An 11,406-nucleotide genomic window follows, 5' to 3' on the forward strand; every position below is an offset into this window, starting at 1 on the left:
CGGAGCGCGCCTGGTAGCCTGGGCAGCTGTGTCTCGTATGCCCTCTCAGCTGGCGAGGCACAATCCGAAGATCAAACTCTGAACCTGAAAAGGCTCTTTCGTGGCGAACATCAAGTCCCAGATCAAGCGGAACAAGACGAACGAGAAGGCGCGCCTGCGCAACAAGGCCGTCAAGTCTTCGCTCAAGACCGCGATCCGCAAGGCCCGCGAGGCCGTGGCCGCGGGTGACGTCGAGAAGGCCACCGTGGCTTCTCGCGCCGCCTCGCGTGCGCTCGACAAGGCTGTCTCGAAGGGTGTCATCCACAAGAACGCCGCCGCCAACAAGAAGTCGGCGCTGGCCACCAAGGTTGCCTCCCTCCAGGGCTGAGCTCTGATGTGATCGCCGGAACGGATCCAGCGGGCCCTCTCTCCCGCTCCTGACCGGCACCCCGCGCCGCACACGAAGCGTTCGCCACGCGGGTGCGGCGCAACAAGAAGTAACGAAGGCCCCGAGAGCCCCCCTTCCCCAGGGAGGCCCCCGGGGCCTTCGTCTTGCCCGGACGGCTCGTCGGGCGTCAGCGGCGCTGGGGGCGGGCGGCCCGGGCCACGGCCACGACCGCCTTCTCCAGGGCGTACTCCGGATCGTCACCGCCGCCCTTGACGCCGGCGTCGGCGGCGGCCACGGCGCGCAGGGCGTCCGCGACGCCGTCCGCCGACCAGCCCCGCATCTGCTGGCGGACCCGGTCGATCTTCCAGGGCGGCATGCCGAGGTCCCGGGCGAGGTCGCCGGGGCGGGCGCCGCGCGGGGCGGAGGCCAGCTTGCCGATGGCCCGCACCGCCTGCGCCAGCGCACTGGTGATCAGCACCGGCGCCACCCCCGTGGACAGGGACCAGCGCAGGGCTTCGAGGGCCTCCGCCGCCCGTCCCTCTACCGCCCGGTCGGCGACGGTGAAGCTGGAGGCCTCGGCCCGGCCCGTGTAGTACCGCCCGACCACGGACTCGTCGATCGTTCCCTCGACGTCCGCGCACAGCTGCGCGGCCGCACTCGCCAGCTCCCGCAGATCACTGCCGATCGCGTCGACCAGCGTCTGGCAGGCCTCCGGGGTCGCCGACCGGCCCAGCGTGCGGAACTCGCCCCGCACGAACGCCAGCCGGTCCGCCGCCTTCGTCATCTTCGGGCAGGCGATCTCCCGGGCCCCGGCCTTGCGGGCCGCGTCCAGCAGCCCCTTGCCCTTGACCCCGCCGGCGTGGAGGAGCACGAGGGCGATCTCCTCGAACGGCGCCGCGAGGTACGCCTTGACCTCCTTGACCGTGTCGGCGGACAGGTCCTGCGCATTGCGTACGACCAGCACCTTGCGCTCGGAGAAGAGCGAGGGACTGGTCAGCTCGGCGAGCGTGCCGGGCTGGAGCTGCTCCGGGGCGAGGTCGCGCACGTCCGTATCGGCGTCGGCGGCCCGGGCGGCCGCCACCACCTCCCGCACGGCGCGGTCGAGCAGCAGGTCCTCCTGCCCCACCGCGAGGGTGAGCGGGGCGAGCGGATCGTCGGTGGAGTTCTTCCTGGTGGCCATCGCGTCCAGCATCCCACGCCGCACTGACAGCCCCCCGCAGCGCGGCCTCCCCCACCGCATCCCCGAGAATGGCCGGGTGAACGTGCGACATGTACTGGTCCTGCCCGACCGCGACGCCGCCGAGGAGGTGGCCCAGGAGGCAGCGGACCGCTTCGGCCTCCCCGAGGAGCCGCAGCTGTTCCGTGACGCCCTCGCCGGCGAGGACGACGCCGAGGACGCCCAGTGGCTGGTGGTGGTCGAGGACCCGCAGGAGCGGCTCGACGCCACGGTGCTGGACGGCCTCGCCGCCGAGTACGAGGGCTGGCTGGAAACCCCGTAACCCCCGTAGCCCCCCGGCCCCCTCCTAGGCCTTGTGCACGATCTGGACGTCCAGCACCACTTCCACGCTCGAACCGATCGCCGCTATCCCCTGGGCCAGCACGGACTGCCAGTTCACGCCGAAGTCCTCGCGGTGCAGTTCGGCGGTCGCCCGGCAGGCCGCGCGCGGTTCGCCCTCCAAGCCGGTGCCGAGGCCCAGGTACTCGGTGTCCAGCGTCACCGAGCGGCTGGCTCCGTGCAGGGTCAGGGCGCCCGCCACGGCCCAGCGGCTGCCGCTGCGGTGGATGAACCGCTCGCTGTAGAACTCGACCGTCGGATGCCGGGCCGCGTCCAGGAAGTCGGCGGACCGCAGGTGGTCGTCCCGCATCCGCACGCCGGTGTCGATGCTCGCCGCGTCGATGATCACGTGCATGGAGGAGTCCTCCATGCGGTCGGCTATGCGCACCCCGCCGGCGAAGGTGTTGAACCGGCCGCGGATCTTGGCGAAGCCGATGTGCCGGGCGGTGAAGGCGATCGACGAATGCGTCGGGTCGAGTTCCCAGTGGCCGGGCGCCGGAAGCAGCGGCGGCTCCACGGCGTCGAGGACGATCTCCCCCGTGCCGGCCTGTCCCGGGTCCCCGACCAGCGTCGCCCCGTGGAACGGCGCGTAACCCTCGGCGGTGACGGAGAGCCGGTACTCGCCCTCCGGCACGGCCGCGGTGAACCCTCCGTACGGGTCGGTCTCGCCGCTGACGACGCGCCGGCCGATCGGGTCGGTCACCTCGAACTTCGCCTGTCTGACCGGCTGGTGGACGGTGTCGAGGACGCGACAGCTGAGCAGACGCGCCGTATGAGGCAGCGTCAGCGTGGCGGACGTGTGCGAACCGGCGCTTCCGGCCGTCTCCATCCCTCTTCGGCGACCGAACATGGTTGAGGCACCCCCGTGCTCTGTGGACTTGTACCGCTCTGGCGAAGACGCATTCGATCATGCTGCCGGGTTGCGGGCAAACGGAAAGGCGGTGTCCGGTATGCCCGTGTCGGCGCCGCCGCCGACGCGAGGGGAACGCCCGCACGCCCGGGCCGCTCCCGGCCACCGCGATCGAACCGTCGGTATCGGTGCGCAGCACGGTCGCGCCCATGGCCCGCAGCCGCGCGAGCGTACCCGGCGCGGGGTGCCCGTACCGGTTGTCCTCACCGACCGGGACGAGCGCGAGACGGGGCCGGACACGGGCCTGGAGGCCAGGGTCCTGGTGGGCGGAGCCGTGGTGCGCGACCTTGAGGACGTCGACCGGGCCCAGTTCGGGATGGGCCCTCAAAAGGGCTTGCTGTGAAGGCGGTTCGAGATCGCCGAGCAGCAGCAGGGTCAGGCCCGCACCGCGGACCAGCAGGGCGACGCTGGCGTCGTTGGGCCCCTCGGGCCGCGGCCCGTCGGGCGGGGGCCACAACACCTGCCAGTCCAGCGGCCCGGCCCGGCGCCGCTCGCCCGCCGAGGCCGCCACGACGGGTACGCGCGCCGCCGCCGCGGCCCGCCGGACGAACGCGGCCTGACCCGCGGGCTCTTCCAGCGTGGTGGTCTGAATCACACCCACGGACCGGCCCCGCAGCACCCCGGACAGACCGCCGACGTGGTCCGCGTGAAAGTGCGTCAGCAGGAGCAAGGGCACCCGGTTCACTCCCAGGGCGCGCAGGCACGCGTCCACCGGCTCCGGCTCCGGACCGGCGTCCACCACCACGGCCGTGCCCGGGCCGACGGAGAGTACGGCGGCGTCGCCCTGGCCCACCGCGCACTGCACGTAGCTCCAGTCGGGCGGCGGCCAGCGGGTGAGCGTACGGGTCAACTGCGGCGGCCGCAGCACGGCCAGGAGCAGCAGCACGGCCAGCGCTGAGCACACCCAGGGCCGGCGGCGGATCCGCGCGCCGAGCCCCACGACGGCCAGGGTGGCGCCGGCCAGCAGCACTCCCCCGGTCAGCCCGCCCGGCCAGGCCAGCTCCGCGCCCGGCAGGCCCGCCCCGGCCCGGGCCACACCGGCGATCCACCCGGCCGGCACCCCCGCGCACCGGGCGAGCAGCTCGGCGACGGGCATGCACAGCGGGGCCGCCGCGAGCGCCGCGAAACCGAGCACGGTCGCCGGGCCCGCCGCGAGCTCGGCCAGCAGATTGCAGGGCACGGCGACCAGACTCACCCGGGCCGAGAGCACGGCGACCACCGGCGCGCAGACCGCCTGGGCGGCCGCGGCGGCGGCCAGGGCCTCGGCGAGCCGGGGCCGCATCCCGCGCCGCCGCAGGGCCTCGCTCCAGCGCGGGCCGAGCGTGAGCAAGGACCCGGTGGCCAGGACCGAGAGCAGGAACCCGGGGCTGCGGGCGAGCCACGGATCGTGGAGCACCAGCAGCAGGACCGCGGCCGCCAGGGCGGGGATCAGGGACCTGCGCCGCCCGGTGGCGATGGCCAGCAGGGTGATCGTCCCGCAGGCCGCCGCCCGCAGCACGCTCGGCTCCGGTCGGCACACCACCACGAACGCCAGGGTCAGCGCCGTCCCGCACAGGGCGGTCGCCCGCAGGGACAGCCCGAGACGGGGCGCCAGACCGCCCCTCTCGGCGCGCTGCGCGGCGGCGGGCGCGCCGATGAGCAGGAACAGCACCACGGTGAGGTTGGACCCGGAGACGGCCAGCAAATGCAGCAGGTCGGTGGCCCGGAACGCCTCGTCCAGGTCGGGCGGCACCCGGGAGGTGTCCCCGACGACCAGCCCCGGCAGCAGGGCCCGGGCGTCGGGGGCGAGCCCCTCGGTGGCCCCGCGCAGCCCGGCCCGCAGCCGCCCGGCGATCCGCTGGACGGTGTCGGGGCCGCCGGTCACCCGCGGCGGGGTGTCCCCCGCGGGGCGCAGCAGTGCCACGGCCCGCTCCCCCGCCCGTCCGGGGGCCAGTCGGGCGACGACCGCGACCCGGGAGGAGGGCTGCAGCCGCGCCCACTGCGGATGCCCGGCCAGCACCCGTACGGGGGTCTCGACCCGGGTCCGCGTTCCGTCGGGGGCGGTCACCCGGGTGAGCACCGCGTCCAGCACCACCACGGGCGGTCCGCTCCCGCCCCGCGCGGACCGCGGGTCGGAACCGACGGTGAGCTCGGCGAGGACCCGGGCGTGCTCCCCCGCGAGCCCCACGACCGGCCCGGCCCGCGCCTCGGCCCGCTGGAGGCCCGCCACCCCGGCCCCGGCGGCCGCGCAGAGCAGGGCTGCGGCCGCGGCCGAGCCGATCCGCCACAGCGACTCCGGACGCCGGCAGGCGGCCAGGAGCAGCAGCCCCGCACCGAGGATCCCCAGCCCCGCCCCTGCGGCGGTCCGGCCGGCCGGTGCGTCGAGGGCGAGGGCGGCGGCCGCCCAGGCGGCCAGCGCCGGCACCACCAGGCGCAGATCCACCGGGCCCGGGCCCTCGGGGCCCTTCACGGCCGCACCAGCTTGCGCAGGTCGGCGAACCGCCGCTCCCCGATGCCGTCGACCTGCCGGAGCTCCTCCACCGAGCGGAAGCCGCCCCGCGCGGTCCGGAACTCCACGATGTGCTGCGCCAGCACCGGGCCCACCCCGGGCAGGCCGTCCAGTTGCTCCACGGTCGCCGTGCCGAGACTCAGCGGCCCGGCCGCACCACCGCCGCCCCCGCCGGGGCCCGCGCCGGACCCCGGCCCTCCCGGGGCGGGCTGCGCCGGGGCGCCCACCACCACCTGCTCCCCGTCGACCAGCACCCGGGCCCGGTTGAGCCCGCTGACATCCGCACCGGGCCGCACTCCCCCCGCGGCGGCCAGCGCGTCCTCGACCCGGGCCCCGGCGGGCAGCCGCCGCACCCCCGGGTCACGCACCTTGCCGCTGACGTCCACCACGATCCGCGCACCGCCGCCCCCCGCAGCGGCGGGCGCCCCGGGGCCCGCCGCCGGAGCGGGCGCCGTGGCCGGGGCCACCACCGACGGCGCGGTCACCGGCTGCGGCCGGGCCGTCCAGTACTGCTGCGCCCCGAAGGCCACGGCGGCGGCCAGCACCACCCCCACCGCGGCCACCGTGCGCGGCTCCACCGCACACCGGGCCTGCAGCCACAGCGGCAGCCGCTCCCGCACCGCGAGCCTCAGCACGGCTCCTCCGGACAGCGGGGCATCCCGGGGCGGCGGCACCCCCAATGGCGTCTCGCCGGGCGGCGGGTCGGCCACGGACCGGATGGCGGGCCGGACGACGGGCCCCGGACTCGGCCCCGCCTCCGGTGGCGGGGACTGCGGCGGCGGAGGCTGCGGACCGCCACCGCCCAGCAGGGCTTCGGCCCGGCGGCGCACCGCTGCGGGCTCGGGGTGATGCGGGCGCGGACGCCCCCGGCGGTGGCGCAGCCGCCCGTCGGAGAGACGGGACCGGCCGGGACCGCTGGTGGCTCCGGAGGAGGGCGAGGTGCGTGTGCGAAGAGTCATGGCACGACGGTAGGGGCGAATCCCGACCCCGGTTCGGAGTTATCAATTCCGGTGGAAATCCCGGCCGTTGTGGATAACTCCGCCACTCGTTCCGGTGATCAGCGGGGTGAGACGACCGCCGCCAGCAGCCCCGGACCGGTGTGCGCGCCGATCACCGCGCCGACCTCGCTGACGTGCAGTTCGACCAGCCCGGGGATGCGCTCGCGCAGCCGCTGCGCCAGCTTCTCGGCCCGCTCGGGAGCCGCGAGGTGGTGCACGGCCACGTCGACGCTGCCCGCCCCGGCCCGCTCCACGGCCAGCTCCTCCAGGCGGGCGATGGCCTTGGACGCCGTACGCACCTTCTCCAGCATCTCGATCCGCCCGCCCTCCAGGGTGAGCAGCGGCTTGACGGCGAGGGCCGAGCCGAGGAGGGCCTGGGCGGCCCCGATGCGGCCGCCGCGGCGCAGGTAGTCGAGGGTGTCGACGTAGAAGTACGCGGACATGTCGGCGGCCCGCTTCTCGGCGGCGGCCACGGCCTCGTCCACGGAACCGCCGGCTTCGGCCACCTCGGCGGCGGCGAGGGCGCAGAAGCCCAGGGCCATCGCGACCATGCCGGTGTCGACGACGCGGACGGGTACCGGGGCGGTCTTGGCGGCGACGACCGCGGCGTCGTAGGTGCCGGAGAACTCGGCGGACAGGTGCAGGCTCACGATGCCGCTCGCGCCGCCCTCCGCGGCCGCCCGGTAGGCCCGTACGAACTCCTCCGGACTGGGCCGGGAGGTCGTGACCGGGCGGCGCTTCTGCAGGGCCAGGGCGAGGCTGCGGGCCGAGATCTCGGTGCCCTCTTCGAGGGCCTCGTCGCCGAGGACCACGGTCAGCGGGACGGAGGTGATTCCGTGCCGCGACATGGCCGGTTGGGGCAGGTAGGCCGTGGAATCGGTGACGATCGCGACATGGCGGGACATGAGCCGGAGGTTACCGCCAGTGGGGGTGCGACGGCAGCCCGGCCCCGGCCGACGGGCCGGGAAAGGGTGCCGCGTCGCCGCCGCTCAGCGCCCGCGGCTCAGGTCGTCGCCTCCGGCCGCGGCGCCTTCTGCCACGGGTACCCGGTCTGCGGGGGTGTCGGGTTCAGGGCCGCGGGCGGCTCGGGGGACCGACCGGTGGACCCGGCAGCGGGCCCGGTGGCCCCTGGGCGCCCCGCCGGCGGCTGCTGGGCGTCCCAGGCCGCGGCCGCCGCCGCCAGGTCGTCCACCGATTCGCGGGACCAGTCACGCAGCGCCCCCGATTCGACCTCGATCTGCGCCGACAGCGCCGACAGGTCGTCCTCGGCGAAGCGCCGCGCCCGGTCGCGGGCGGCCCACCGCAGCGAGTCCGCCGCCTCCGTGATCTTGGCGGTCCGTTCCTTGAGGTCGGGCAGCATCGCGCCGATCCGCGCCCGGTCCGGCTCCTGCTCCAGCCGCTTCAGCTCGTCGTCCAGCTCGTAGCCGTGCGCGCTGAGCCGCTCGAACAGCCCGATCGACTCCTTCAGCGAGGCATCCGCCTGGACGCCCTGGTACAGCGCCTGCTGCGTGGCCCGCATCGACGTCCGCAGGTCCAGCCGCAGCTGCGCCAGCGCCCCCGTCACGCCCACCTGTCCGAAGCTCTTGGCCTTCAGCGCCGTGTCCTCCACGGTCCGGCGGGCCTGGGTGATCGTGCGGTCCACACCGCGCTTCGCCGCCCCGACCGCCTTCACGGTGGCCCAGGCGCCCAGCCCCAGGAAGGCGAACAGCACCAACAGGGCAAAGATGATGATCAACACGCCCGCCTCCATGAGAGGCTCCCTTCCCCTGCCGTCTCCGTCCCCTCCACCGTAAACGCCACGGGCAGGCCGGGGGTTCCAATCGAACCCCCAACCTGCCCGTACGGGACAACCCCTAGACCATGGTCATCGAGGTCATACGTCACACGAAGGCCGCCCCGAAGATCGTCACGTAGATCCTCACACGACGATGTTCACCAGCTTCGGCGCGCGCACGATCACCTTGCGGATCTCGGCCCCGCCCAGCGCCGCCACGACCGCCTCGTCGGCCAGCGCCAGCTGCTCCAGGTCGCCCTCGGAGATCGTCGGCGGCACCTCCAGACGCGCCTTGACCTTGCCCTTGATCTGGACGACGCAGGTCACGCTCTCGTCCACCACGTACGCCGGGTCCGCGACCGGGAAGTCCTGGTGGACCACCGAGTCGGTGTGGCCCAGGCGGCGCCACAGCTCCTCCGCGATGTGCGGCGCCAGCGGGGCGACGAGCAGCACCAGCCGCTCCGCGACCGAGCGCTCCAGCGGGCGGCCGGCCTTGGTCAGGAAGTTGTTCAGCTCGGTGATCTTGGCGATGGCGGTGTTGAAGCGCAGCCCCGCCATGTCCGCGCCGGCCCCGTCGATCGCCTTGTGCAGCGCGCGCAGGGTGTCCTCGCCAGGCTCGGAGTCGACGACCGTCACGGCGCCGCTCTCCTCGTCCACGATGTTGCGCCACAGGCGCTGCAGCAGCCGGTACTGGCCCACCACGGCCCGGGTGTCCCACGGACGCGAGACGTCCAGCGGGCCCATCGCCATCTCGTACAGGCGCAGCGTGTCCGCGCCGTACTCCTCGCAGATCTCGTCCGGCGTGACGGCGTTCTTCAGGGACTTGCCCATCTTGCCGTGCTCGCGCTTGACCTGCTCGCCCTGGAAGAAGTAGCCGCCGTCGCGCTCCTCGACCTCGGCCGCCGGGACGTACACACCGCGCGCGTCGGTGTAGGCGTACGCCTGGATCATGCCCTGGTTGAACAGCTTGTGGAACGGCTCGGCCGAGGACACGTGGCCCAGGTCGAACAGCACCTTCGACCAGAAGCGCGCGTACAGCAGGTGCAGCACCGCGTGCTCGGCGCCGCCCACGTACAGGTCGACGCCGCCGTGCGGCGCGCCCTCGCGCGGACCCATCCAGTACTGCTCGATCTCCGGGTCCACCAGCGCCGAGGCGTTGTTCGGGTCCAGGTAGCGCAGCTCGTACCAGCAGGAACCGGCCCAGTTGGGCATGGTGTTGGTCTCGCGGCGGTACGAGCGCACCCCGCGCCCGTCGCCCAGGTCCAGCTCGACGTTGACCCACTCTTCGTTCCTCGACAGCGGGGTCTCCGGCTTCGAGCCGGCGTCGTCCGGCTCGAAGGTGCGCGGCGAGTAGTCCTCGACCTCGGGCAGTTCCAGCGGCAGCATCGAGGCGGGCAGCGCGTGCGCGACGCCGTCCTCGTCGTAGACGATCGGGAAGGGCTCGCCCCAGTAGCGCTGACGGCTGAACAGCCAGTCGCGCAGCCGGAAGTTGACGGTCCCCTCGCCGATGCCCCGCTCGGCCAGCCAGGCCGTGATGGCGGCCTTCGCCTCGACGACGCCCAGGCCGTCCAGGGAGACGCCCTCGCCGGTCGAGTTCACGATGGTGCCGTCGTACGAGGAGAACGCGTCCTCCCACTCCGCCGGGTCGGCGTCGCGGTCGTCCGAGGGCTCCACGACGCAGCGCATCGGCAGCTCGAAGGCGCGCGCGAACTCGAAGTCGCGGCCGTCGTGCGCCGGGACGGCCATGATCGCGCCGGTGCCGTAGCCCATCAGCACGTAGTCCGCGATGAAGACGGGGACCTTGTCGCCGCTGACCGGGTTGACCGCGTACGCGCCGGTGAAGACACCGGTCTTGTCCTTGGCCTCGGCCTGCCGCTCGACGTCCGACTTGGCGGCGGCCTGCTTGCGGTACGCGTCCACGGCCTCGCCGGGGGTCGCGGCGCCGCCGGTCCACACCTGGTGAGTGCCCTCGGGCCACTTGGCCGGGACGATCTTCTCGACCAGCGCGTGCTCGGGAGCCAGCACCATGTAGGTGGCGCCGAACAGGGTGTCGGGGCGCGTGGTGAACACGGTGATGGCGTCGTCGCCGACCGCGAAGTCGACGCGGGCGCCCTCGCTGCGGCCGATCCAGTTGCGCTGCTGCAGCTTGATGGCCTCGGGCCAGTCCAGCGCGTCCAGGTCGTCCAGCAGGCGGTCCGCGTAGGCGGTGATCCGCATGTTCCACTGGCTCAGCTTGGCCTTGAAGACCGGGAAGTTGCCGCGCTCGGAGCGGCCGTCCGCGGTGACCTCCTCGTTGGCCAGTACGGTGCCCAGGCCGGGGCACCAGTTGACGGGCGCGTCCGAGGCGTACGCCAGCCGGTACTCGTTCAGTACGTCGGCCCGCTCGCCCGCGGTCAGCGCGGCCCAGGAGCGGCCCCCGGGAACCTCACGCGAGCCGCTCTCGAAGGCGGCGACCAGCTCGGCGATCGGACGGGCCTTGGCCGCGTCCGCGTCGTACCAGGAGTTGTAGATCTGCAGGAAGATCCACTGGGTCCACTTGTAGTAGTCCGGGTCGATCGTCGCGAACGAGCGGCGCTTGTCGTGGCCCAGGCCCAGCCGGCGCAGCTGGACCTTCATGTTCTCGATGTTCGCCTCGGTGGAGACGCGCGGGTGCGTGCCGGTCTGCACGGCGTACTGCTCGGCCGGCAGGCCGAAGGCGTCGAAGCCCAGGGTGTGCAGGACGTTGTGGCCGCTCATCCGCTGGTGGCGGGCGTAGACGTCGGTGGCGATGTACCCCAGCGGGTGGCCGACGTGCAGGCCCGCGCCGGACGGGTACGGGAACATGTCCATGATGAACTTCTTGGGGCGTGCGACGACCGACGCGTCACCGGCCAGGTCACCGGACGGGTTCGGGGCCTCGTACGTGCCCTGCGCGTCCCATACGTCCTGCCAGCGTGCCTCGATGTCGGCGGCCATGGCAGCCGTGTAACGGTGCGCCTCGGCCGCCTCGGGGGCCGGGGTGTTCGTCTCGCTCATGATTTCTGAAGCTCCATCGATCGTCTCTGCCGTCTCTGCCTGCCCAAACGAAAAAACCCCTCGCACAGGAGGGGGCGCCGCGCCGATGCCGACCGTCTCGGGGTCGGTACTGATCAGCGCGGCTCGGTAAGCAGAAGGCGTACGGCACGCATGGCGCCAGGGTACCGCAGCGGGTCCGGCGGCCGCTCGACCGTTCCGCACAACGAGAAGCGGGCCACCCGATCCGGGTGGCCCGCTTCTCTTCTGTGGAGCTAAGGAGAATTGAACTCCTGACCTCCTGCATGCCATGCAGGCGCTCT

The 11,406-nt window shown here is 73.8% G+C and carries 8 protein-coding genes and 1 pseudogene; 2 read left to right on the forward strand and 7 right to left on the reverse strand.

Annotation, left to right across the window (positions count from 1 at the left end):
* The first annotated feature begins 100 nt into the window (after positions 1 to 100).
* Positions 101 to 367 (forward strand): 30S ribosomal protein S20, encoded by a 267-nt coding sequence (gene rpsT / locus AB0M92_RS35470; protein ID WP_099892447.1) that lies wholly within the window; start codon positions 101 to 103, stop codon positions 365 to 367.
* Positions 368 to 554: 187 nt separating this feature from the next.
* On the opposite strand, the gene holA is transcribed toward rpsT, so the two are convergent.
* On the reverse strand, positions 555 to 1,547 hold the full coding sequence (holA, locus tag AB0M92_RS35475; RefSeq protein WP_180291122.1) for a DNA polymerase III subunit delta: 993 nt from the start codon (positions 1,545 to 1,547) through the stop codon (positions 555 to 557).
* A gap of 76 nt (positions 1,548 to 1,623) precedes the next feature.
* Here holA and AB0M92_RS35480 point away from each other — a divergent pair, with 76 nt between their 5' ends.
* Positions 1,624 to 1,866, forward strand: coding sequence for a hypothetical protein (locus tag AB0M92_RS35480; RefSeq protein WP_366106476.1), 243 nt, complete (start codon positions 1,624 to 1,626; stop codon positions 1,864 to 1,866).
* Between the two features lie 24 nt (positions 1,867 to 1,890).
* Here AB0M92_RS35480 and AB0M92_RS35485 read toward each other — a convergent pair whose 3' ends face one another.
* The 6 genes and pseudogenes from AB0M92_RS35485 to leuS form a co-directional block, all read right to left on the reverse strand.
* Positions 1,891 to 2,751 (reverse strand): YceI family protein, encoded by an 861-nt coding sequence (locus tag AB0M92_RS35485; RefSeq protein WP_366106477.1) that lies wholly within the window; start codon positions 2,749 to 2,751, stop codon positions 1,891 to 1,893.
* A gap of 157 nt (positions 2,752 to 2,908) precedes the next feature.
* A pseudogene (locus tag AB0M92_RS35490) lies at positions 2,909 to 5,281 on the reverse strand (ComEC/Rec2 family competence protein); the annotation flags it as partial.
* Complete coding sequence (locus AB0M92_RS35495; RefSeq protein WP_366106478.1) at positions 5,278 to 6,279, reverse strand: ComEA family DNA-binding protein; 1,002 nt, start codon at positions 6,277 to 6,279, stop codon at positions 5,278 to 5,280. The gene AB0M92_RS35495 and the pseudogene AB0M92_RS35490, both read right to left, overlap by 4 nt.
* 98 nt (positions 6,280 to 6,377) lie before the next feature.
* Complete coding sequence (locus AB0M92_RS35500; RefSeq protein ID WP_366106479.1) at positions 6,378 to 7,223, reverse strand: DegV family protein; 846 nt, start codon at positions 7,221 to 7,223, stop codon at positions 6,378 to 6,380.
* Between the two features lie 98 nt (positions 7,224 to 7,321).
* Positions 7,322 to 8,068, reverse strand: coding sequence for a hypothetical protein (locus AB0M92_RS35505; RefSeq protein WP_366106480.1), 747 nt, complete (start codon positions 8,066 to 8,068; stop codon positions 7,322 to 7,324).
* Positions 8,069 to 8,236: 168 nt separating this feature from the next.
* Positions 8,237 to 11,107: a leucine--tRNA ligase gene (gene leuS, locus AB0M92_RS35510; RefSeq protein ID WP_366106481.1), complete on the reverse strand. Its 2,871-nt coding sequence runs from the start codon at positions 11,105 to 11,107 to the stop codon at positions 8,237 to 8,239.
* Positions 11,108 to 11,406 lie beyond the last annotated feature (299 nt).

Source organism: Streptomyces sp. NPDC051582, assembly GCF_040681715.1.
Lineage (GTDB): Bacteria > Actinomycetota > Actinomycetes > Streptomycetales > Streptomycetaceae > Streptomyces.